The sequence below is a fragment of the Clostridium novyi NT genome, assembly GCF_000014125.1.
In the GTDB taxonomy this organism is placed as follows: Bacteria; Bacillota; Clostridia; order Clostridiales; family Clostridiaceae; genus Clostridium_H; species Clostridium_H novyi.
Map to the genome: position 1 here is coordinate 39977 of NC_008593.1, position 23026 is coordinate 63002.

At 30.6% G+C, this 23026-nt stretch carries 22 protein-coding genes and 3 pseudogenes; 20 read left to right on the forward strand and 5 right to left on the reverse strand.

Annotated features, from left to right (window positions below; genetic code table 11):
• Positions 1-119: 119 nt before the first annotated feature.
• From NT01CX_RS00265 to NT01CX_RS00350, 18 genes are all read left to right on the forward strand, one after another.
• A complete protein-coding gene (locus tag NT01CX_RS00265) occupies positions 120-1832 on the forward strand; it encodes an ABC-ATPase domain-containing protein (RefSeq protein WP_039243110.1) in 1713 nt (570 codons plus the stop codon).
• Between the two features lie 221 nt (positions 1833-2053).
• Complete coding sequence (locus NT01CX_RS00270) at positions 2054-2524, forward strand: MarR family winged helix-turn-helix transcriptional regulator (protein WP_011721038.1); 471 nt, start codon at positions 2054-2056, stop codon at positions 2522-2524.
• A gap of 5 nt (positions 2525-2529) precedes the next feature.
• Positions 2530-3504 carry a beta-ketoacyl-ACP synthase III gene (locus NT01CX_RS00275; protein WP_011721039.1) on the forward strand — a complete coding sequence of 325 codons (975 nt, stop codon included), beginning with the start codon at positions 2530-2532 and terminating at the stop codon, positions 3502-3504.
• A 33-nt stretch (positions 3505-3537) separates the two neighbouring features.
• Positions 3538-3768 carry an acyl carrier protein gene (gene acpP, locus NT01CX_RS00280; protein ID WP_011721040.1) on the forward strand — a complete coding sequence of 77 codons (231 nt, stop codon included), beginning with the start codon at positions 3538-3540 and terminating at the stop codon, positions 3766-3768.
• Between the two features lie 59 nt (positions 3769-3827).
• The gene (gene fabK, locus NT01CX_RS00285) at positions 3828-4778 is read left to right on the forward strand and encodes an enoyl-[acyl-carrier-protein] reductase FabK (protein ID WP_011721041.1); all 951 of its coding nucleotides are present in this window, start codon (positions 3828-3830) and stop codon (positions 4776-4778) included.
• A complete protein-coding gene (fabD, locus tag NT01CX_RS00290) occupies positions 4771-5715 on the forward strand; it encodes an ACP S-malonyltransferase (RefSeq protein ID WP_011721042.1) in 945 nt (314 codons plus the stop codon). Before fabK ends, fabD begins: the two co-directional genes overlap by 8 nt.
• Before the next feature lie 11 nt (positions 5716-5726).
• Positions 5727-6467 (forward strand): 3-oxoacyl-[acyl-carrier-protein] reductase, encoded by a 741-nt coding sequence (gene fabG / locus NT01CX_RS00295; RefSeq protein WP_338032961.1) that lies wholly within the window; start codon positions 5727-5729, stop codon positions 6465-6467.
• 13 nt (positions 6468-6480) lie between these two features.
• Positions 6481-7722, forward strand: a complete 1242-nt coding sequence (fabF, locus tag NT01CX_RS00300) for a beta-ketoacyl-ACP synthase II (protein WP_011721044.1) — start codon at positions 6481-6483, stop codon at positions 7720-7722.
• Positions 7723-7725: 3 nt separating this feature from the next.
• Positions 7726-8214 carry an acetyl-CoA carboxylase biotin carboxyl carrier protein gene (accB, locus tag NT01CX_RS00305; RefSeq protein WP_011721045.1) on the forward strand — a complete coding sequence of 163 codons (489 nt, stop codon included), beginning with the start codon at positions 7726-7728 and terminating at the stop codon, positions 8212-8214.
• Between the two features lie 12 nt (positions 8215-8226).
• Positions 8227-8655 carry a 3-hydroxyacyl-ACP dehydratase FabZ gene (gene fabZ / locus NT01CX_RS00310; protein ID WP_011721046.1) on the forward strand — a complete coding sequence of 143 codons (429 nt, stop codon included), beginning with the start codon at positions 8227-8229 and terminating at the stop codon, positions 8653-8655.
• A gap of 8 nt (positions 8656-8663) precedes the next feature.
• Positions 8664-10007, forward strand: coding sequence for an acetyl-CoA carboxylase biotin carboxylase subunit (locus NT01CX_RS00315; RefSeq protein WP_011721047.1), 1344 nt, complete (start codon positions 8664-8666; stop codon positions 10005-10007).
• Between the two features lie 45 nt (positions 10008-10052).
• Positions 10053-10916, forward strand: a complete 864-nt coding sequence (accD, locus tag NT01CX_RS00320) for an acetyl-CoA carboxylase, carboxyltransferase subunit beta (RefSeq protein WP_011721048.1) — start codon at positions 10053-10055, stop codon at positions 10914-10916.
• Positions 10917-10972: 56 nt separating this feature from the next.
• Positions 10973-11785 (forward strand): acetyl-CoA carboxylase carboxyltransferase subunit alpha, encoded by an 813-nt coding sequence (locus NT01CX_RS00325; protein WP_039238967.1) that lies wholly within the window; start codon positions 10973-10975, stop codon positions 11783-11785.
• Positions 11786-11967: 182 nt separating this feature from the next.
• Positions 11968-12810 (forward strand): transporter substrate-binding domain-containing protein, encoded by an 843-nt coding sequence (locus NT01CX_RS00330; protein ID WP_011721050.1) that lies wholly within the window; start codon positions 11968-11970, stop codon positions 12808-12810.
• Positions 12811-12841: 31 nt separating this feature from the next.
• On the forward strand, positions 12842-13540 hold the full coding sequence (locus NT01CX_RS00335; protein ID WP_011721051.1) for an amino acid ABC transporter permease: 699 nt from the start codon (positions 12842-12844) through the stop codon (positions 13538-13540).
• Positions 13533-14255, forward strand: a complete 723-nt coding sequence (locus NT01CX_RS00340) for an amino acid ABC transporter ATP-binding protein (protein WP_011721052.1) — start codon at positions 13533-13535, stop codon at positions 14253-14255. Before NT01CX_RS00335 ends, NT01CX_RS00340 begins: the two co-directional genes overlap by 8 nt.
• Before the next feature lie 223 nt (positions 14256-14478).
• Positions 14479-15102, forward strand: a complete 624-nt coding sequence (locus NT01CX_RS00345) for an amidase domain-containing protein (RefSeq protein ID WP_011721053.1) — start codon at positions 14479-14481, stop codon at positions 15100-15102.
• A 277-nt stretch (positions 15103-15379) separates the two neighbouring features.
• Positions 15380-17734, forward strand: a complete 2355-nt coding sequence (locus tag NT01CX_RS00350) for an ATP-dependent DNA helicase (protein ID WP_011721054.1) — start codon at positions 15380-15382, stop codon at positions 17732-17734.
• 197 nt (positions 17735-17931) lie between these two features.
• On the opposite strand, the pseudogene NT01CX_RS00355 reads toward NT01CX_RS00350, so the two are convergent.
• The 3 genes and pseudogenes from NT01CX_RS00355 to NT01CX_RS00365 form a co-directional block, all read right to left on the reverse strand.
• Positions 17932-19164 (reverse strand): annotated as a pseudogene (locus NT01CX_RS00355) (IS256 family transposase).
• A 226-nt stretch (positions 19165-19390) separates the two neighbouring features.
• The gene (locus NT01CX_RS00360; RefSeq protein ID WP_011721056.1) at positions 19391-20830 is read right to left on the reverse strand and encodes an IS1182-like element ISCno1 family transposase; all 1440 of its coding nucleotides are present in this window, start codon (positions 20828-20830) and stop codon (positions 19391-19393) included.
• A gap of 180 nt (positions 20831-21010) precedes the next feature.
• The gene (locus NT01CX_RS00365; protein ID WP_011721057.1) at positions 21011-21331 is read right to left on the reverse strand and encodes a recombinase family protein; all 321 of its coding nucleotides are present in this window, start codon (positions 21329-21331) and stop codon (positions 21011-21013) included.
• A 486-nt stretch (positions 21332-21817) separates the two neighbouring features.
• Here NT01CX_RS00365 and NT01CX_RS00370 point away from each other — a divergent pair, with 486 nt between their 5' ends.
• Together NT01CX_RS00370 and NT01CX_RS00375 are read left to right on the forward strand one after the other, a co-directional pair.
• Positions 21818-22273, forward strand: a complete 456-nt coding sequence (locus tag NT01CX_RS00370) for a hypothetical protein (RefSeq protein ID WP_011721058.1) — start codon at positions 21818-21820, stop codon at positions 22271-22273.
• A gap of 18 nt (positions 22274-22291) precedes the next feature.
• Positions 22292-22594, forward strand: a complete 303-nt coding sequence (locus tag NT01CX_RS00375) for a hypothetical protein (RefSeq protein WP_039238828.1) — start codon at positions 22292-22294, stop codon at positions 22592-22594.
• A gap of 41 nt (positions 22595-22635) precedes the next feature.
• Here NT01CX_RS00375 and NT01CX_RS12515 read toward each other — a convergent pair.
• Both NT01CX_RS12515 and NT01CX_RS12575 read right to left on the reverse strand, forming a co-directional pair.
• A pseudogene (locus NT01CX_RS12515) lies at positions 22636-22719 on the reverse strand (phage terminase large subunit); the annotation flags it as partial.
• 108 nt (positions 22720-22827) lie between these two features.
• A pseudogene (locus NT01CX_RS12575) lies at positions 22828-22995 on the reverse strand (IS701 family transposase); the annotation flags it as partial.
• Positions 22996-23026 lie beyond the last annotated feature (31 nt).

The window sequence follows — 23026 nt, forward strand, 5'->3', positions numbered from 1 at the left end:
ATAACAAAATAATGGGTTTTACTCAATTAATTAAAGAATGGAAGAAAAATTACATTTATTGAAATAAACAATATTTGGTGGTATTTTAAATACATAAGTTTATGGTAGGAGGAAGTTTATTGAAGAATTCAGTAGATTTATTAAATATATTAAAAAGTATAAATGGTAAAGGGTATAAGGCATATAAGGATATAGCTGGAGCCTATGATTTTGGAAAATACATATTACATGTAGATAGTGTTCAAGGAGATCCATTTGCAAGTCCTTCTAGAGTTAGAATTAGTGTAAATCAGAAAAATTCTAAGTTTCCAGAAAACCTTTTTGATGAATCTTACAGAAGAATAGCTTTAACGGATTTTTTAGCTCGTTTATTTTATGAAAATATAAATAAGATTTATTCTAGAGTTAAGGGTTCAGGAAAAAGTGGACTTTTAAGTATAGATAGTTGCGGTCAAGAAGTATTAGATAGAACAGCTATTTGTATTGATAAAAATAAGGTTGAAGCTAGGATAGAAGTGGGTCTTCCGGCAAATGGAAGAAGGGTTTTATCAAAAGAAGCTGAAGAGATCTTTTTTAATTTTATACCCAAAATAGTAGATAAAACTTTATATTTCAATAATATTAATAAAGAAAAGTTAATAGAAAGTGTGCGTCTTTCAGAAGATCAAAATTATATAAGAAATAAATTAAATGAACTTCAGTTGTGTGCTTTTGTAGCTAATGGCTCTATACTTCCAAGAGAAAGTGGAGTATCAGAAAAACCATTAAAGAACAATGCAGTTAAGTTTTTAAGTCCTAAAGAACTTGAGTTGGAAATAAATCTTCCAAACAAGGGCAAAATATCTGGAATGGGTATTAAGAAGGGAATAACCTTAATTGTAGGCGGAGGATACCACGGTAAGTCTACACTTTTAAAGGCCCTAGAACTTGGAGTTTATAATCACATTAAAGGTGATGGGCGTGAATTTGTAATAACAGATGACACTGCGGTGAAGATTAGAGCAGAAGATGGAAGAAGCATCGAAAAAGTAGATATATCAATGTTCATAAACAATCTTCCAAATGGAAAGGACACAGTTAAATTTACTACTGAAAATGCCAGTGGAAGTACATCAGAGGCTGCAAATATTGTTGAGGCAATAGAAAGTAGGGCAAGGGTATTTCTTATTGATGAAGATACAAGTGCAACTAATTTTATGATTAGAGATAAGAATATGCAGTTACTTGTAAGTGATGATAAGGAGCCTATAACCCCATTTATATTAAGGGCAAGAGAAATATATGAGAAAAACGGGATTTCAACTATTATAGTTGTAGGAAGTTCTGGAGACTATTTTTCTATAGCTGACAATGTAATTATGATGGATGAATATAGGATTTTAGATGTAACTAAAAAGGCTAAGGAAATAAGTAAAAACAGTAATGAGAATAGTAATAATATAGATATAAATAAAGATAGGTATTCTTTAAATTTTAATAGAGTTTTACTTAAAAATAGCTTTAAGGAAGGATATAAAGGAGTAAAAATAAAATCTGTTGGAAAGGAAGCACTTCTTTATAATAAATCTGAAATAAATTTAAGATATTTAGAGCAAATAGTAGATAGAAGCCAAGTTAATACCATTGGAGAAATTATAAAATACATAAAAGAGAATACTGTTAATGACAAGTTAAACTTACATGATGTAGTAGGTAAAGTTGTTGAAGATATTAAGGAAAAAGGACTCATTGTAGTTTCTTCTAAAAAAGGTGGAGGGGGAAATCTTGCTATAGTTAGAAAACATGAGATTATGGCAGCTTTAAATAGATTTAGAGAACTAAAAATAAAATAATAATTAATATAAATAAAGTTATATTATAAATTAAAAAACAAAGAAAGTTAAAATAAATAGGAGTAATACTTAATTTTTAATGAAAATATACAAAAATTTAAGAAACTTTTATAGTTTACACAAAGGATTTTTTGATATATACTTTGACTATCAAAATATTTGATTATCCAAATATATTTTAGTTAAAGTAATTTTAAACTTAGAGGGATGCGTGATATATAGTGGATAAGAATATAAAAACAATTTTAAATGAACTTTTAGTTAGTACCTTTAATGAGATATTAACTATTGAGCAGACAGCATTAAAGTCAGGAAAGTTAAATGATTTATCAGTAACAGAAATACATACAATAGAAGCTATTGGAATGTATAAGCCAAGAACCATGTCAGAGGTTGCAGGAGACCTTGGAATAACTGTTGGAACATTAACTACTGCAATAAACAATTTAGTGAAAAAAGAGTATGTTGAGAGACAGAAAGATGAAAATGACAGAAGGGTAGTTAAGATTGTGCTTACTAAAAAGGGCAAGCTTGCATATAGGGTTCACGAAAAATTTCATTCAGATATGATAAAGGCAACAATAGATGGATTAACTGATGAAGAAGAGGTTCTTTTAGCAGCTGCACTTGGTAAACTAAATGACTTTTTTAAAAACAACTACTTAGAAAAAAATGAAGATAAAAAGGAATAAATAATATGTATAATGTAAAGATTGAGAACACTGGTAGATATGTGCCAGATAACATCGTTACAAATGAGGACATTTCAAAGATTGTAGATACTAATGATAAATGGATAAGAGAGAGAACTGGAATTAAAGAAAGAAGAATTTCAAAAGGTGAAAATACATCTCACATGGCAATAAAGTCAGCAAAGGATGTATTAAGAAAATCCTCTATAAAAGCTGATGAATTAGATTTAATCATTGTAGCCACATGTACACCAGATTGCTTCGTACCCTCCACGGCTTGTATTGTTCAAGATGCTATAGGTGCTACAAAGGCTACATGTTTTGATATAAATGCCGCTTGCACTGGATTCATGTATGCACTTTCTGTTGCAAGCCAATTTATAAAATCAGGACAAAGTAAAAATGCTTTAGTAATTGGAGCTGAAACATTGTCCAAGATGATTAATTGGCAAGATAGAGGTACATGCGTATTATTTGCAGATGGTGCAGGAGCGGCAATTTTAACTAGAAGTGAAGAGGTAGGACTTATTTCTCAGTATACATGTTCAGATGGTACTGGGGGAAAGTTTTTAAAATGTGATGCTCTACCTGTTGAAAATCCATATGTAAGTGAAAAGACGGAGTTCTTAAACAAGCTTTCAATGGAAGGACGAGAAGTTTTTAAATTTGCAGTAAATGCAATGATTGATTCTGTCCACAAGGTTCTAGAAAAAACAGATTACACTATAGAAGATATTGATTATATAGTACCTCATCAAGCAAATATAAGAATAATAGAATATGTAGCTAAAAAACTAAAAGTATCACAGGATAAATTTTATATAAATTTACACAGGTATGGAAACACATCAGGAGCTAGTATACCAATAGCTTTAGATGAAATGAATGAGAAGAATATGCTAAAAAAAGGCGACAAAATTATTTTAGTTGGATTCGGTGGAGGACTTACATTTGGAGCTCACTTAATTCAATGGAATTAGTATAAATTAAAAACAATCAAGGGGGAAAATAAAATGACATTAAATAGAGTTAAAAAGATAATGGCAGACCATTTAGAAATTAATGAAGATGAAATAAAATTAGGATCAAATTTCCAAGATGATTTAGGAGTGGATTCTTTAGATATATTTGAAATAGTGATGGAAATAGAAGATGAATTTGATCTTGAAATACCAAATGAAGATATTGAAAATGTAAAAACTGTTGAAGATTTAGTAAAGTATATAGATTCAAGATGTGAGTAAGTATAAAAAATTAAAATTAAAGACTGCAAATGCGCAGTCTTATTTTATAGGAGGATAGAATGAAAAACTGCGATTTATTTGAAAAACTAGGAGTAAAATATCCAATAATTCAAGGTGGCATGGCTTGGATTGCAGATAGTTCACTTGCAGCAGCAGTATCAAATGCTGGAGGAATCGGAATAATTGCAGCAGCAAATGCTCCTGTAGAGTATGTACGTGATGAAATTAGAAAGGCTAAAAGTTTAACCGATAAACCCTTTGGAGTTAATATAATGCTTCTTAGTGATAATGCAGATGATATTGCAAAGCTTGTATGTGAAGAAGGAGTAAAGATTGTTACAACTGGAGCAGGAAGCCCCGGAAAGTATATGAATATGTGGAAAGAACATGACATTACAGTTATTCCTGTTGTAGCATCGGTTGCCCTTGCAAAGAGAATGGAGAGAAGTGGAGCAGATGCAGTTATATCAGAAGGATGTGAAGCTGGAGGACATATTGGAGAACTTACAACTATGGTCCTTGTACCACAAATAGTTGATGCTGTAGACATACCTGTAATTGCAGCAGGGGGTATAGGTGATGGTAGAGGTGTTATGGCATCATTTATGCTTGGTGCATCTGGAGTTCAAGTGGGAACCAGATTTTTAGTTGCTAAGGAATGTACTGTTCATGAAAATTATAAGGATAAGGTTATAAAAGCTAAGGATATAGATTCAGTAGTAACTGCAAGAGCCACAGGACATCCAGTAAGAAGCCTTAGAAATAAGCTTGTTCGTGAGTTTAAAGCTTTAGAAAAAAAAGGAGCAACCATTGAAGAATACGAAAAATTAGGAGCAGGAACACTTAAAAAGGCCGCAAGATATGGAGATGTTCAAATGGGTTCCGTTATGGCAGGACAAATTGCAGGGCTTATAAAAAAAGAGCAAACTTGCAGTGAAATTATAGAAGAATTATTTACTGAAGCTGACAATATATTAATGGGTTTTAAAAGGGAGAGAGAAAATGAGTAAAATTGCATTTTTATTCTCAGGGCAAGGGTCCCAATACATAGGAATGGGAAAAGAACTATATGATAATTTTTATGAAAGCAGAGAAGTATTTAATAAAGCAAATATTGCCCTTGGATTTTCTATAAGTGATTTATGTTTTGGTGGAAGTTTAGAAGATTTAAATAAAACGGAAAATACTCAACCTGCAATACTCACAACTAGTATAGCTACATTAAAGGCATTAGAAAAACATGAAATAAAGCCAGATATGGTTGCAGGACTTAGCCTTGGAGAGTATTCAGCTTTAGTATGTAGTGGAGTTTTAGACTTTGAAGATGCAGTAAGAGTTGTAAAAAAGAGAGGTAAGTTCATGCAAGAAGAAGTTCCTTTTGGAGTTGGAACTATGGCTGCCGTAATAGGCTTAGCAAGGGAAAAGATAAAGGAAGCCTGCATTAGAGCATCTAAGGAAGGAATTGTTCAGGTTGCAAATTATAATTGTCAGTCGCAAATAGTTATTGCTGGGGAAATAAAAGCAGTAGATAAAGCTTTAGAGATAGCAAAGGAATTAGGTGCAAAGAGAGTTATAAAACTTAAAGTTAGTGCGCCATTTCATACTTCCATGCTAAAGGGTGCTGGAGAGAAATTATATAGTGAACTTCAAAATATAGAGTTAAAGGAAATAAAAATACCTGTAATGACAAATGTAACTGGAACTTATATAAATGATGTTCATGATATAAAAGGAATATTAAAAGAGCAGGTTATGAGCTCTGTACTTTGGGAAGACATAATAAAAAATATGATAGAAGAAGGCGTAGATACTTTTATAGAAATTGGACCTGGAAAAGCCTTATGTGGATTTGTAAAGAAGATAAATAGAAAAGTAAAAGTTTTAAATGTTGAGGATTTAAATTCTTTAAGGAAAACTGTAGATGAATTAAAAGGAGACAAGAATTAATGAAAGAAATAATGTTAACTGGAAAAAATGCTATAGTTACAGGTTCAAGTCGTGGAATAGGAAGGGCTATTGCTATAAAACTTGCAGAACTTGGAGCTAATATTATTTTAAATTATAGAAATAATGTAGCATCAGTTAAAGAAGTTATAAAAGAAATAGAAACAAAGGGCGTTAAAGTTATGGCAATTCAAGGTGATGTAAGTAACTTTGAAGATGCAAAAAAGGTAGTAGATGAAGCTAAAGAAAAGCTAGGTTCAATAGATATTCTAGTAAACAATGCAGGAATAACAAAGGATACACTTCTTATGAGAATGAAGGAAGAAGACTTTGACAAGGTAATAGAAGTTAACTTAAAAGGTGTATTTAACTGCACCAAAAATATTGTGCCTATAATGATGAAACAAAGAAGTGGAAGAATAATAAATATATCTTCAATTGTTGGGCTTTCAGGAAATGCTGGACAATCAAACTATGCAGCTGCAAAGGCAGGAATAATTGGTTTTACAAAGTCTGTAGCAAAAGAAATAGCTACAAGAGGAATAACTGTAAATGCAATAGCACCAGGTTTTATAAGTACAGATATGACAGATGTATTATCAGATAAAGTTAAAGAGGAAATAAAGAAAAACATTCCTCTAAGAAGAATTGGAGAAGGAAAAGATATTGCAAATACAGTTGCCTTTTTAGCATCTGATATGGGAGCTTATATAACTGGACAAGTTATAAGCGTAGATGGTGGAATGCATATATAAGGAGTGAATTTAAGTGAAAAACAGAGTTGTAATCACTGGTATGGGAGCTATAACTCCCATAGGTAATAGCGTTAATGATTTTTGGAGCGGAGTTAGAGAAGGAAAGTGTGGAATTGATAAAATAACATTCTTTGATACTGAGGATTATAAGGCAAAGCTTGCAGCAGAAGTTAAAAATTTTGAAGTTACAGATTATATGGAAAAAAGAGAAGCTAGAAGACTTGATAGGTTTTGTCATTTTGCACTAGTTGCAGCAGATGAGGCAGTAAAGAGTGCAGGAATTACAGATGAAAATGTGGATAAATACAGAATGGGAGTTATTGTAGGTTCAGGGGTTGGAGGATTTGGAACAATTGAAGAACAACACAATAAGCTTTTACAAAAAGGACCAAATAGAGTAAGTCCATTTTTTATACCTATGATTATAAGCAACATGGCGGCAGGAAATATAGCAATTAAGTTTGGTGCCAAAGGTGTTTGCACCAATATAGTAACAGCTTGTGCAACTGGAACTCATGCAATAGGTGAGGCTTTTCATAACATTAGAAATGAAATATCAGATGTAATAATAGCAGGAGGGGCAGAAGCATCAATTACACCACTTGCAGTTGCTGGGTTTACATCACTTACGGCACTAAGCACTAGCGAAGAGCCACTAAGAGCATCAATTCCATTTGATAAAGAGAGAAATGGATTTGTAATGGGAGAGGGGGCTGGAATTGTAGTATTAGAATCTCTTGAAAGCGCATTAAAGAGAAATGCAAAAATTTATGGTGAAATAGTTGGATATGGAGCAACTTGTGATGCGTACCACATAACTTCACCAGCACCAAATGGAGAAGGTGGAGCAAGGGCTATGGAAATTGCTATAAAGGATGCTGGTATAGAGAAAAATGAAATTTCATATATAAACGCTCATGGAACAAGCACTCCATACAATGATAAGTTTGAAACAGAAGCTATAAAAACTGTATTTGGAGAGGATGCATATAAAATACCTGTAAGCTCAACTAAATCAATGACTGGACATTTACTTGGAGCAGCTGGAGCAGTAGAAGCAATAGTTTGCACAAAAGCATTACAGGATGGATTTATACCTGCAACAATAGGTTACAGGGAAGCTGATGAGGATTGTGATTTAGATTATGTACCAAATGAAGGTAGAGAGAAAAATATAAAGTATGCAATGTCTAATTCATTAGGTTTTGGAGGTCACAACTCAACAATAATCTTAAAGAAATGGGATGGACAATAGGTTATGGATTATAAGGGAATACAAGAAATTATAAAAACAATGAGTAATTCAGAGCTTACATCTTTGGAAATAGAAACAAAAGATATGAAGATTATCATGAAAAAGGGGGAAGTAGTAGAGAGCATAAGTAGAGAAGACATAATGGCAGTAACTACGCTTAATAATCATAAAGAAGAAGTTAAGAATTTAGAAAATATTGTAGAGGAAGAAGAAATTATAGAAACAGTGCAACAGGGCAAAGTAGAAGATGAAAATTTAACTATTATAGAATCACCTATAGTAGGAACTTTTTATACAGCACCTTCTCCTGATGAAGAAGATTTTGTAGTGTCTGGAAGTAAGGTTAAAAAGGGAGATACTCTTTGTATTATAGAGGCAATGAAGCTTATGAATGAAATAGAAGCAGAAGAAGATTGTGAGATAGTTGAGATACTAGTAAAGAATGAAGAAATGGTTGAGTATGGACAACCACTATTCAAAGTTAGAGTATAGGGGGCAAACATAATGGCACTTGGCATAAAAGAAATTCAAGAAATTATACCACATAGATATCCATTTTTACTTGTAGATAAAGTAGAAGAATTAGAACCAGGAAAAAGGGCTGTAGGGTATAAAAACGTTACTATGAATGAGTATTTCTTTCAAGGACATTTTCCAGAAGAACCGGTAATGCCTGGAGTTCTTCAAATAGAGGCACTAGCACAACTTGGGGCAATTGCACTTTTAAGTATGGATGAGTTTAAAGGTAAGATTGCATACTTTGGTGGAATAAATAAGGCTAAATTTAGACGCAAGGTTGTTCCAGGAGATGTACTTAAATTAGAAATTGAGATTGTAAAAATGAAGGGACCTGCTGGAATTGGTAAGGCCATAGCTACTGTTGACGGTGAAAAAGCTGTTGAATGTGAAATAATGTTTGCAGTAGGAAAGTAGGTGATATAATGTTTAACAAAATTTTAATTGCTAATAGAGGGGAAATTGCAGTTAGAATAATTAGAGCATGTAGAGAAATGGAAATAGAAACTGTTGCTGTATATTCGGATATAGATAGAGAGGCACTTCATGTTCAAATGGCAGATGAGGCTGTATGTATTGGACCTGCAAAGCCAAGTGAAAGCTATCTTAATATGGAAAATATAATAAGTGCAACGGTACTTACAGGAGCACAAGCAATTCATCCTGGTTTTGGATTCTTATCTGAGAACAGTAAATTTGCCCAGATGTGTAAGGAATGTAATATTGTTTTTATTGGACCTGATACTAAAACAATGAACAATATGGGGAATAAGTCAAAGGCAAGAGAAATTATGATGAAGGCAAATGTGCCTATTGTTCCAGGTACAGAAGGAAACGTAGAAACATCCAAGGAAGCATTAAAAGAAGCTGAGAGAATAGGCTATCCTGTTATGGTAAAGGCAGCAGCAGGTGGTGGAGGGCGAGGAATTAGAATAGTTAAAAATTCTCATGAACTCATAAAAATGTTTGAAACCGCAAAAAGAGAAGCTGAAGCCTCTTTTGGAGATGGAAGCATGTATATGGAAAAATTCATAGAAAATCCAAAGCATGTTGAGTTTCAAATACTTGGAGACAACTGTGGAAATGTAGTACATCTTGGAGAGAGAGATTGCTCTATTCAAAGAAGAAATCAAAAGGTATTAGAAGAAACACCATGTCCTATAATGACAGAAGAATTAAGAAATAAAATGGGTGAAGTTGCTATAAAAGCAGCTAAAGCTGTGAATTATAAGGGAGCAGGAACAATTGAGTTTTTACTAGATAAAAATGGTGAGTTTTACTTTATGGAAATGAACACAAGAATACAAGTAGAACATCCTGTAACTGAGATGATAACAGGAATAGATTTAGTAAAAGAGCAAATTAAAATAGCATATGGAGAAAAACTAAGTGTAACTCAAGAAGATATAAAGTTTAATGGACATTCTATAGAATGCAGAATTAATGCGGAAAATCCATCAAAAGGATTTATGCCATCACCAGGCACAATAGGTGTAACATGTATTCCAGGTGGAAGTGGAATAAGAATAGATAGTGCATTATATCAAGGATATAAAATGCCACCAAATTATGATTCAATGATTGCAAAGCTTATAGTACATGGAAAAGATAGAAATGAGGCTATAAGTAAGATGAAGAGAGCATTAGGAGAATTTATTTTAGAAGGAATAGATACAAACATATCTTTTCAATTTGAAATTTTAAATAATAAAACCTTTAATGAGGGAACATATAACACTGGATTTATAAATAAAGAATTTGGATATTAAGAAGAAGGTATGATAGCTAAGAGCTATTAGGAGTAGGTGAAGATTATGTTTAAAATTAATCCTATATTTAAGAAAACTAAATATATAACTATAAATACTTCTAAGGATAATAATATAAATAAAGAAAATATTCCTAACATACCAGAGGGTATGTGGGTTAAATGTGATAGATGTGGAAAAACCCTTTATAAAAAAGATTTAGATGAAAATTTAAAGGTGTGTAAATTTTGCAATAAGCATTATAGAATGAATGCTTGGGAGAGAATTGATTTAATAGTAGACACGGGAACCTTTAGAGAATTTGGAGAGAATATTACATCTAAAAATCCACTAGACTTTAGTGGCTATGAAGATAAATTAAAGGGGATAAAAGAAAAAACTAAACTTAAAGAAGGTGTAATCACTGGAAAAGGAAAAATCTACGGAAAGAATGTTGTAATTGCAGTTATGGACAGTAGATTTATGATGGGAAGTATGGGATCAGCTGTAGGCGAAAAAATAACAAGGGCAGTAGAAAAGGCTACAGAAGAAAGATTACCAATAATAATATTCACAACATCTGGAGGAGCCAGAATGCAGGAGAGCATGTTTTCACTAATGCAAATGGCAAAGACAAGTGCTGCAATAGCAAGACATAATGAAGCTGGACTTTTATATATACCAGTTCTAACTGATCCAACAACAGGAGGCGTTATTGCAAGTTTTGCAATGCTTGGAGACATTATATTATCAGAGCCTGGTACTTTAATTGGATTTGCAGGAAGAAGAGTTATAGAACAAACAATAAAACAAAAGTTACCTGATGATTTTCAAAGTGCAGAGTTTCTTTTAGAACATGGATTTTTAGATAAAATCGTTAATAGAAATGAATTAAAAAAGGTATTATATAAGATTTTAGAATTACACTAAAGGTGATTTAAAGCTATGAAGGGGTGATATTTTTGCTACAAAATGAAAAACAGATTATTGAAACAAAAGTAGAGTTATCTCCTTTAGATAAACTAAAATTATCTAGAATGAAAGATAGACCTACAGCCCTTGATTACATAGATAGAATTTTTAATGGATTTATAGAATTACATGGAGATAGAGGATTTAAAGATGATCCTAGTATTGTTGGAGGAATTGCTAAATTTAATGGTATACCTGTTACTGTAATAGGGCAACAAAAGGGACGTGATACTAAAGACAATATAAAGAGGAACTTTGGTATGGCACACCCTGAAGGATATAGAAAAGCTTTAAGATTAATGAAGCAGGCAGAAAAATTTAAAAGACCAGTTATTTGTTTTGTTGATACTCCAGGTGCATTTTGTGGAGTTGGAGCAGAAGAGCGAGGTCAAGGAGAAGCCATCGCTAAAAACTTAATGGAAATGGCGCTTTTAAAGACACCTATCATTTCAATTGTTATTGGAGAAGGGGGAAGTGGTGGAGCCCTTGGATTATCTATTGGAGATGAAATATGGATGCTTGAACATAGTGTGTATTCGGTACTTTCTCCAGAAGGATTTGCAGCTATTCTATGGAAAGATGGTTCAAAGGTTAAAGAAGCAGCAGAACTAATGAAAATAACAGCAAAAGATTTAAAAGGGTATAATATAATAGATAGAATTATAAAAGAGCCAGAAGGTGGAGCTCATAAAGATATAGATTTAATGGCAAAGAATATAAAAGAGGAATTATTAACTATAGATTTTAAAAATATGCAAGAAAATATAAATGAAACCTTAGAAAAAAGATATAATAAATACAGAGCAATTGGAGAATATGCAGAATAAATATAATATAGATTGATACATAGTATGGCAAGTAAAAACCCATGCTATGTATATTTTTATGCATTTGGTGTATAAATATAAATAAAATCATAAAAAATATACATAAATATTCATAAAACTATTGCATAATTATAAATATAAGAGTATAATAATACACATCAAGAGATACAGGGGGATTAAAAATGTTAAAGGGAAAAAAATTAAAATTAATAATATGTGGATTAATGTTAACAATGGGAGCTACATTATTTGTTGGATGTGGCAATAAGAATAAAGACGCAAAAGAAGATAAGAATCTAACAAAAATAGAGAAGATAAAAAAATCAGGAAAATTAGTGCTTGGAACATGTGCTGACTATCCACCATATGAAGCACAACAAGTTAAAGACGGTAAACCAGAAATCGTGGGTATTGATATTGAAATCGCAAAAGAAATCGCAAAGGATTTAGGAGTTAAATTAGAAATTAAGGATATGGACTTTGATCCATTAGTGCTTTCAGTAAAATCAGGTAAAATAGATATGGTTATTTCCGGAATGAATCCAACACCAGATAGAGAAAAGGAAATAGACTTTTCTAAAATCTATTATAGAGCAAAACAAAGCGTAATTATAAGAGATGAAGATAAAGCGAAGTTAACAAGTGTTGAAAGTCTTTCAGGTAAAAAAGTAGGTGCTCAATTAACTTCACTTCAAGAGAAAATTGCAAAAGAAGAAATAAAAGGTGCTAAAGTTACTTCTCTTGGAAAGGTTAATGAACTTGTAACTGCATTAAAAACGAAAAAAGTTGATGCCGTAATCGTTGAAGAACCTGTTGCAAAAGCTTATGTTGCAAAATATCCAGGAACAACTATAGCAAATATAAATGTTGGAAAACCTAATGAAGGTTCAGCAGTTGGAATTCAAAAGGGAAATAAAGAGTTTGTTGATTCAGTAAACAAAACAATAGATAGATTAAATTCAAAACACGAAATTGAAAAAATGGTTGATAAGTATTCAAAGGAATTAAAGGACTTAGTTGAGTAGAAAGAATTAAAGCAATTTGGGGGAGGATTACATGGCAGAGACTAAAGAGTTTTTAGAGGCTTATTTACCTTGTTTCTTAAATGGTGCAGGTATAACAATAGTATTATCATTAATAACAGTAATTTTTTCATCAATACTAGGTACAATATTTGCGTTGATGAAGTTATCTAAAATTAAAATATTAAAAGTAATTTCAAATGTATTTATAGAAATAGTCAGAGGAACTCCCTTACTTGTACAAGTATATATCTTCTATTATGGAATACCAACACTACTACAAAATGCAGGAGTTGAACTTCCACAGATTGATGTAATGGGAAATGATTTTACAGGGCTTTGTATGATTGTAATAACACTGGCGCTTAACAGTACGGCTTATGTTGCAGAAATAATTAGAAGTGGAATAGAGTCAGTAAATAAAGGACAAATGGAAGCTGCAAGATCACTTGGATTAACTCATAGAATGGCAATGAGATATGTTATAATTCCTCAGGCAATAAAAAATATATTACCTGCCCTTGGAAATGAGTTTATAACAGTTATAAAAGAATCATCTATAGTATCTGTAGTTGGAATAAAGGAGCTTATGCGTAATGCACAAGCGGCATCAGGAGCAACAATGATGATATTTACACCATATTTAACAGCAGCGGCAATGTATTTTATATTAACATTTACGCTTTCAAAATTATTAGGAATATTTGAAAGGAGGATGAAGCTAAGTGATTAAGGTTAAAGATTTACACAAAAGTTTTGGTGATTTAGAAGTATTAAAGGGAGTAAATGCTCACATAAAAAAGGGTGAAGTTGTAGTAGTAATAGGACCATCGGGTTCAGGAAAAAGTACGTTTTTAAGATGCCTTAATCTTTTAGAAGAACCTACTTCAGGAGAAATAATTTTTGAAGGACAAGAAATAACATCGAAGAAAAATGATATAAATCTTCAAAGACAAAAGATGGGTATGGTGTTTCAACAATTTAACTTGTTTCCTAACTTAAATATCTTAGATAACATAACTCTTGCACCTGTAAAGTTAAACAAACTTTCAAAGGAAGATGCTGAGAATATAGCATTAGACCTATTAGATCGTGTAGGACTTAAAGATAAAGCTAAAAATTATCCAAACCAATTATCAGGTGGACAAAAGCAAAGAATAGCAATAGCAAGAGCACTTGCAATGTCACCAGATGTAATGTTATTTGATGAACCAACCTCGGCACTAGATCCAGAAATGGTTGGAGAAGTTTTAGGAGTAATGAAAGAACTTGCAAAAGAAGGTATGACTATGGTAGTTGTAACTCATGAAATGGGATTTGCAAGGGAAGTTGCAGATAGAGTATTATTTATGGATGGCGGAGTTGTAGTTGAAGACGCAAGTCCAACTGACATATTTGAAAATCCACAGGAAGAAAGAACAAAAAGCTTTTTAAGTAAGGTATTATAACAAAACCCCGGGCAATAAATGCTCGGGGTTTTGTTATATTGAATTAAGTAATGAAGATAATATTATGTATTTTAAAAAGGATTTATTACAGGTAGAAATAAAAGAAGATAAAATGAAAGTTAATGCAGAGGTATAAAATATTAAATATAATTCTTTAAAAAAAGACATAAAGAAATTAACAAAGGTATATCTATAATATTGAAACAATTTTTAGAGGATTGAGATGGGAGAGTATTATAAAAAAAATTACAAAATTAATCATTTAAATTCAAATTATAATCGTAGTTTAGCAAAAGCATATGCTGAAAAGTATGCTTTAACGCCAAATACAAGTAAGTATCCGTATTTTGAAAATGATGATTGTGCTAATTTTGTATCCCAAGTATTAAGGGCTGGTGGAATGCCAGAAGAAGGTAGCGATTGGGATAGAGTTGAGTCGTGGTTTTGTCGTACCAATAGTACAGAAAACTTAAGTAATATATCTATTACTTGGAGAGCTGCCCGTTATTTTAGAAGGTATTTTGGAAATGAAGATGGATTTGGAGAAAATAAGGCAGCTATGTATATAGAGAGTACAGCTAAAAAAGTACTATATAATTTTAAAGAAATATATGCTTTTTTAGATATAGGGGATGTTATTCAGTATGGAAGTACCTATAGTAAGATTCCATACCATACTCAAGTAATTGTAGATAAGAAGTTTAATCCAATGATAGGAAGATATGATTTATTTATGGCTCAACATACTAAAAACGCTGTAGATGTATCCTTTTACAATTATTTAAGTAGGTTTGAGGATAAGGAAATTAGACCTGTTTATATTTATAAAATAAAAATGGATACGTAATATATTAAAATAAGGTAGAAAGAATCTTAAAATAATTCTTTCTACCTTATTTTAATCTGAATAGATTTTTCCTCTGATGTTTTAGTATTTTTAACATTAATAATTAAGTTATTAGAATCAGTAGCTTCAAACCAAAGATTGCCAACAACGCCTCCAGCATAACCACCGATTTTATATTTCTATATATTAGATGAATGGGGAAGGGATTAAGTTCGATTTATTTAAAATTTTATTGTTATAATAAGAGCATAATATAAATTTGGAGAGGATTAAAGTTATGGAGGATAAAAGTACCATTAAAGTATCCATTAGAAATCTTGTGGAGTTTATACTTAGGTCGGGAAATCTAGTGTCTACATTTATGGGAAGTTCAAGAAATGTAGATGCTATAAAAGCACATCAAAAGATACAAAAATCATCTGGAGACAACTATACTCCAGAAGTAACGCTATCCTATATAGTAGAAACAGAGGATATTGTATTAGAAGTAGGAGGACGTGCTGATGGAATTATAAAAGAAGATAATAATGTAATTATAGATGAGATAAAGACTACTACAAAACCGCTAGAATTAATTGAGGAAGATTACAACATTCTTCATTGGGCTCAAGCTAAATGTTATGGTTTTATTTATTGCAATGATAATAATTTAGATAATATAGATATTCAACTTACATATTATGAAATGGAAAGTAAGGACATAAAAAGGTTTAAGAGAAGGTTTAGTTTTACAGAGTTAAAGGAGTTTTTCTTTGATGTTGTAGATAGATATATTAAATGGGCTAGAACATTAAAGGACTTTCAAAATATACGGGATGAATCCATAAAGAAATTAACTTTTCCCTTTAAAAGCTATAGAGAGGGACAAAGAAAATTTGCTGTTGGAGTTTATAAAACTGTAGCTGAGGGCAAAAAGTTTTTTGCAGAAGCTCCAACGGGAATAGGAAAGACTATAGCCACACTTTTTCCAACTATTAAAGCTATGGAAGAAGGATATACTTCAAAAATATTTTATTTAACTGCAAAGACAATTACAAGAACTGCTGCGGAAAAAGCAATAGAAAATATGAGAAACAAAGGGCTTAAATTAAAAAGTGTTACACTTACAGCTAAGGATAAGGTATGTTTTTGTAAAGAAGATGGATGTAATCCAGAGGTTTGCCAGTTTGCACAGGGACACTTTGATAGAATAAATGATGCTCTTTCTGATATTTATAAAGAAGATATATTTTCAAGAGAAGTTATAGAAAAGTATGCAAGAAAGCACAAGGTTTGTCCATTTGAATTTTCCTTAGAACTTTGCAACTTTTGTGATTGTATAATATGTGATTACAATTATGTTTTTGATCCTAGAGTATCACTTAAACAATTTTTTTCAGAGGGAAACGGTGATTTTACACTACTAGTTGATGAAGGACATAATTTAGTTGATAGAGCAAGAGAGATGTTTTCATCAGACATTAGTAAAAAGGAAGTATTAAAGTTAAAGAAGGATACATCAAAAGGTGCAAAAGGTATTTCTAAGATATTAAATAAGATAAATTCATATTTAATAGATATAAGAAAGGAATGTGAAGCAAAGGACAATACTTTGGTTGTTAAGGAACCTCCAAAGGAGTTAATACCTATACTTCGTGAGTTTACTTATGTTTGTGAAAAGTGGCTACTAGAAAATAAGAATGCTTTAGATGGATTTAAGGAATCTCTTTTAGAGTTTTATTTTAAGGCATTAGGATTTATAAGAACCTATGAATGTTATGACGAAAGGTATATAACATATGCTGAGAAAATTAATGATGAGGTTTTTCTTAAAATGTTTTGCTTAGATCCCTCTTATCTTTTAAGTGAAACCATGAAGAAATGCAAGGCTACCATAATTTTTTCAGCTACATTGATGCCAATGAATTATTATATTGATATTTTAGGGGGAACTAGTGAAGACTATAGAGTAAAGTTATCATCTCCTTTTAAAAGAGAAAATCTTTGTGTTATGATGGATTCTAAAATTTCAACTAAGTACAAAATGAGGGAATTTACCTATGATAGTGTGGTTTCTGATATAGAAGCTGTTATAAGTAGTAAGGTGGGAAATTACCTGGTGTTCTTTCCATCATATAAATATATGAATGAAGTTTATGATAGATTTATAGAAAACAATCAAGAAATTAATGTGATTTGCCAAGAAAGTTATATGAGTGAGGAACAGCGTGAGGAGTTTCTTGAAAACTTTTGTGAAAATCCAAAGAGTACATTACTTGCATTTGCTGTTATGGGTGGGCTTTTTTCAGAGGGAATTGATTTAACGCATGATAGATTAATTGGAAGTATAATAGTTGGTGTTGGATTGCCACAGGTTTCACTAGAAAGAAACATAATAAGTGATTATTTTAAAAAGAAGAACGGAAAAGGATTTGAATACTCATACATATACCCAGGTATGAACAAGGTAATGCAATCAGCAGGTAGAGTTATAAGAACTGAAGAAGACAAAGGAGTAGTTTTATTAATAGATGAAAGGTTTAGATATTCTAGTTACTTTAAATTATTACCTAGGGAATGGAATGATATATTTCGGGTAGATGGGAAAGAAAGTATTAAGGATAAAGTAAATGATTTTTGGAATAAAGTATGACCTAGATTTTAGGTCATACTTTAATTTTAATAGAGAATATAGATAGATTTGTGTACTTCTAATTAGTATCAGAAAATATTTCTGGAAATTCACCTTTCTAGTAATATTTTTTAAAATTTAAAACATACTAATAATGGCTAATTATAGTGTGTAATAAAGATTTAAATATACATAAAATTTCTAAAAAGTACAAGTTGTTATGCTAAAAATTCATCTATTTTATTACCAAATGTAATTGTTAATTGGTCTAGTGTAAGAGCCCAATTTTGTCTTGGTTAAGTCCATTTTTTCATTATCTCCATGGTTGCTAGATATAATGACTTTTTTAAGGATTCATCCGTAGGAAATACGGTTCTAGTTTTAGTAAATTTTCTAATCTGTATATTAAATCCTTCTAGGGCATTTGTAGTATATATCATTTTTCTAATCTCAGGTGAAAATTCAAAGAATGTGGATAAATTATCCCAATTATTATACCAAGAATCAATAACTATACCGTACTTAGAACCCCATTTTTCCTTGAGATTATCAAGTTCTAGGAGCGCTAGTTCTTCGGTAGTTGCTTTATAAATTAAATTTAAATCTTTAATGAATTCTTTTTTATCTTTTGACGCTATGTAATTCAGAGAATTTCTAATTTTATGTACTATACATGTTTGTATACTTACTTCTGGATAAACGGTTTTTATAGCATCTGGTAAACCTCTAAGCCCATCCATACATGCAATTAGTATTTGCTTAACACCTCTATTCTTCAAATCATTGCATACTGACAACCAAAACCTCGCTCCTTCGGATTCTCCAACCCAAATACCTAAAATATCTTTATGACCACTCATATCATATGCCATACATAAGTATGCTGCTTTACTAACAATTCTATTGTCATCTCTTACTTTAAAATGCATAGCATGCATATATACTATAGGATAAATTCTATCCAATGTTCTGTTTTGCCACGCAGTGGCTGCGCCAATTACCTTATCAGTGATTTTTGATACCATTGATGGTGATATAGTAATCCCATAAAGATCTTCTATTTCCGCTTGTATATCACGTGTAGATATACCCCGTGCATAAAGACCAATAACCTTTTTGTCTAATTCATTGCAAACAGTTTCATACTTTTTAATTACTTTTGGTTCGAATTCAGCATTTCTATCCCTTGGAATATCTACATCTATATCTCCAAAGCTACTGCGTATATTCTTTTTACTATAGCCATTGCGATAATTTTTACTATTATTTTCAGGATTTCTTTCATATTTATCTCTTCCCAAATGATCTTCCATTTCTGCTTCCAATATATTTTGAATAACGTCTTTTAACATTCTTTGTATTAGTCCGTTTTTACCCATAACATCATCTAAACTTTTGCATTTCTTAACTTCTTCTTTGTAGTCAAAATCAGGTACTTCAAAATTTCTCATTTAGATTCCTCCTAAATTCTTATAAGTATATTATTCCAAACTAACCAATTTTCCATACAAAAAAGATGTAGGTTAATTTGTTTTTACACAAATCAACCTACATCCGTTAGAGTATAATTTTAGTAAGCAAAGATAGTAGTAATTACTATTTAGAAAAATTAAAAGGAGATACAAAAAGTATCTCCCCAGATTGTTCAAAAAGCCCCCAACAATTGGGGGCTTTTGTTTACGCCAAAATTCTTTTATGCGATAGCATTCGAAAAATATTTATTATGTATGTTAATTTGGAATAAATTTGAATTAATGTACACAAAAAATAATGCGATAGCACCATGGCTATCTTTTTCATATTCTGAACTGCCGCTGTAAGTAGGCACTGCTCAGAAACATTTTTAATTCCTCGCATGCGACAATAACGTAGCCCATGTAATTCTTTTGAATCAGCAAAGCTACGCTCAATCTTTTCTTTACGTCGTTTGTAAATACTTTTACCTTTTTCTGTTTTAGTAAAGCTAAAAATTTGATCTTTATAGTCTTCCCAAACATGACGACGTATAGTTCTATTAATGGATTTATCAGATGTTAAGCAATTATTTTTATATTTGCAATAAGCACAATGCTCCGCATTACTTAAATATTCTTTATAACCTTCCCTCGTAGTAGTTCTATATTTTAAAAAGCAATTATTAATACACACATATCCATCTAATTCTTTAACATACTGAAATCTATATTTTGTATATTTTCCTTTAACATGGGGTCCTAAACGGAACCCAAAAACACCTTGATAATTTTTGTCTGAAATTTGTTTACAAATAGGATTCGTAGAATATCCGGCATCTGCTACTAAATATTTTGTATTAAAATTAAACTTTTCTATTTGAGTTTCTATTCTTTTAACATAAGGATCTACATCGTTTATATTCCCGGGAGTAACATGAACGTCTGTTATAATATTATACTTTCCGTCAACAGTTCTATGATCTAAATAAAAAAAGCCTTTAGGTTTTCCATCTCTAACCATATATCCACTGTCTGGATCAGTTGTACTTACTTTTATTTCCTTAGTTTCAGCTATTTTAGTCTTTTTTTTTAGAGGCTTTTTATTATGATTAATTCTATCTTTATTAATGTCATTCTCTAATTCATCAAAGTATTCCTTTGTGGATTTAGTTATTTCTTTTTTAATAAATTTATGTTTATTAGCGTTAGCTTTTAAGTGAGTAGAATCAGTATATAGAATTTTCCCATCAACCAAGTTTCTATTAATAGCTTGAAATACAATATTATCAAATATTTCTTGATGTATATTTGTATTACTAAATCTTTTTGTTCTATTCTGGCTTATAGTGGAATGACTTGGTATTTTATCAGTAAGTCCATATCCTAAAAACCATCTGTAAGCTACATTTACCTGGATTTCTTTTACAAGCTGACGCTCTGAACGTATACCGAATAGGTATCCTATAAAAAGCATTTTAAATAATACAACTGGATCTACTGAAGGTCTTCCATTATCAGGACAATATAAATCCTTAGTTAAATCTCTTATAAATGAAAAGTCTATGTATTTATCTATCTTTCTAAGTATGTGATTTTCAGGTACTAAATTTTCTATATAAACCAGTTCTAATTGATTTTGTTTTCTTTCATTATTAGTAAGCATTTTTCCTCCGTATGAGCCCTAACGGGCTAAAAGATTTATTGTTCTAAAATATATATTCTACATAAACACTAAAAATCCTTTTTGTAATAAATGTAAAAAGGCTGTTGACAAATTATGTTTATCAACAGCCTGAGCCTTATAAAATAAGGCTTTAATCTTATTCAAATGAAATTGAAATTTTCAAAGGATATTAATATAAAATAAATTATATTTTTTATCTCTAACAGCTCTAATTAAAGCACTCTTACTTATACATGTAATTCTTTCAACATATGAGTAACTATTACTTTCTAATAGATTTAGTGCATGATCTATTTGTTCCTTTGTATATTTTTTAGGTCTACCTTCTTTAAATCCTGGTTTTGTTTTTGCAATAGCCTTTCCAGCTTGTGTACGTTCTATTATTGTATTACGTTCCATTTCTGCAACTGCCAAAAGAGTTAAGAATTGAACAAAAAAGGATAAAAAAATAAGCCTAAATAAAAAGGCTATAGGTAGCATATGAAAGCTATGAGGTACTCCTTGCCTTCGCTACGTCACATACTCCTAGCGTATGCAAAGAAGTAATAAAAAATGCTAGTATACCATAAATATTAATTGAAATTTAACAAACAAAAAGGTGTCCCAAAGGACAACTTTTAAAGAAAAGAAGATTTTTAAAAATAGCATTTCAAATATAAAACAAATGATATGTTTTTTTTATTTTAGTTATTTTCTAAACAAAAATTTTAACACTGTATATTTTACATATTTTTAAATTTCATTTTAGTTTTTTGAAAAAAATCAATATATTTCAATGTTTTTTTTAAAATATATTTTGAAGTAAAGTTATTAACCAATGTAATTAACAGTGTTTTTATACTATATTTATAAAAAAAATTAAAAAATATTTTATATGTCAATATTATACATTTTTTTAAAAAAAATTAATGTATAATATTGTTACATGTGCATGTATCAATATTATACATTAAAGGAGAAGTTATTATGAAAAAGAAATTTATTACGAAAATATCAATTTTTTTATTAGCATTTGTTATATTTACAACATCAGCTACACCTGCATTTGCTGAAATGAAATGTGAATCAAAAAGCAAAATTCTATATTATGATCCTATTGGTAATAAAAAACAACAAGATGGCGAAGCTGCTTTGATAGCTTTAGGATTATTTGGTGGTTTTGGAGCTCCGGTAGCAATTGGTAAACTTATTACAGCTTTTACAAGTGCTGCAGGATGGATTAAGTTAACAAAGGCAAATCCTAATAAAAAACCGGTTAAATATCAACTTACCGTAACAAGATGCATAGATTATGATATATTAAAGAAACATCCTTTTTCATCAAGTATAGGATATGTAAGAGCTACTGTTAGAAACCTACAAACAGGTCAATCTACTGAATGGTATCGTACAAATATTGGATATAATCCTCTATTCATATAAGGATATAAGGGGTATAAAATGTTTAATCCATTTACTTTTACTTTCAACGAAACAATATATACAAATTTACACTTAAAAGAATGCTTTACTGCATTTATATGCTTACAATTGATATCTGTATATGTTTTTTACTGGAATAAAACTCATAAAGATAATAAATTTAAAAAAATAATTTCAAAAGTATTATATATTGTTTCAAATATCATCGCTGTTTTCCTTTTTATTGAAGTGGGACTTTATACTAAAAGTCTTCCTTTAAGACTAACAGGACTTTGTATGGTATTCTTCATGGGAACAATAGGGAAAAAATTAAGTGAGTAAACTATAGAAATAAACTTCTTTTATTAACTAATAAAAGAAGTTTATTTCATGTTTTCCAGATACTCTATGTATTCTTTAGGCAAAAATTTATTATCTTTATAGGTTGTATGCAAAACAAAAGTATCTTTAGGTTTATCATTGGAGAATCAATAAAGATAATACCAATTTTCTTTATTTACTGGATTAAACATTTTAAATTGAATAATTTTATAGTTGAATAGATAAATACTATTTTATGCTATTTTTAAATTTTCAAAAATCTTTTCTATAGATTGGCCGTTTAAGGCTGCTGAATAAATAAAAATAATTTGAGATTTTTTAAAATCATTTTTAGCTAATTTTAACCCTGTATTGAATTGTAAAGTTTTGCTTGAGTATAACTTACAATAAGTATAGATTATAACACTAGAAGAAATTAAGGGTATGTTTCAT

Bases quoted from the DNA above. Each gene is read 5' to 3' on its own strand.
- NT01CX_RS00315 (WP_011721047.1), top strand. From the start codon at position 8,664: ATGTTTAACAAAATTTTAATTGCTAATAGAGGGGAAATTGCAGTTAGA.
- fabK (WP_011721041.1), top strand. From the start codon at position 3,828: ATGAAAAACTGCGATTTATTTGAAAAACTAGGAGTAAAATATCCAATA.
- NT01CX_RS00370 (WP_011721058.1), top strand. From the start codon at position 21,818: ATGAAAAAGAAATTTATTACGAAAATATCAATTTTTTTATTAGCATTT.
- accB (WP_011721045.1), top strand. From the start codon at position 7,726: ATGGATTATAAGGGAATACAAGAAATTATAAAAACAATGAGTAATTCA.
- NT01CX_RS00350 (WP_011721054.1), top strand. From the start codon at position 15,380: ATGGAGGATAAAAGTACCATTAAAGTATCCATTAGAAATCTTGTGGAG.
- NT01CX_RS00330 (WP_011721050.1), top strand. From the start codon at position 11,968: ATGTTAAAGGGAAAAAAATTAAAATTAATAATATGTGGATTAATGTTA.
- acpP (WP_011721040.1), top strand. From the start codon at position 3,538: ATGACATTAAATAGAGTTAAAAAGATAATGGCAGACCATTTAGAAATT.
- accD (WP_011721048.1), top strand. From the start codon at position 10,053: ATGTTTAAAATTAATCCTATATTTAAGAAAACTAAATATATAACTATA.
- NT01CX_RS00365 (WP_011721057.1), bottom strand. From the start codon at position 21,331: ATGCTACCTATAGCCTTTTTATTTAGGCTTATTTTTTTATCCTTTTTT.
- NT01CX_RS00375 (WP_039238828.1), top strand. From the start codon at position 22,292: ATGTTTAATCCATTTACTTTTACTTTCAACGAAACAATATATACAAAT.
- NT01CX_RS00360 (WP_011721056.1), bottom strand. From the start codon at position 20,830: ATGCTTACTAATAATGAAAGAAAACAAAATCAATTAGAACTGGTTTAT.
- NT01CX_RS00345 (WP_011721053.1), top strand. From the start codon at position 14,479: ATGGGAGAGTATTATAAAAAAAATTACAAAATTAATCATTTAAATTCA.
- fabD (WP_011721042.1), top strand. From the start codon at position 4,771: ATGAGTAAAATTGCATTTTTATTCTCAGGGCAAGGGTCCCAATACATA.
- NT01CX_RS00335 (WP_011721051.1), top strand. From the start codon at position 12,842: ATGGCAGAGACTAAAGAGTTTTTAGAGGCTTATTTACCTTGTTTCTTA.
- NT01CX_RS00275 (WP_011721039.1), top strand. From the start codon at position 2,530: ATGTATAATGTAAAGATTGAGAACACTGGTAGATATGTGCCAGATAAC.
- fabG (WP_338032961.1), top strand. From the start codon at position 5,727: ATGTTAACTGGAAAAAATGCTATAGTTACAGGTTCAAGTCGTGGAATA.
- fabZ (WP_011721046.1), top strand. From the start codon at position 8,227: ATGGCACTTGGCATAAAAGAAATTCAAGAAATTATACCACATAGATAT.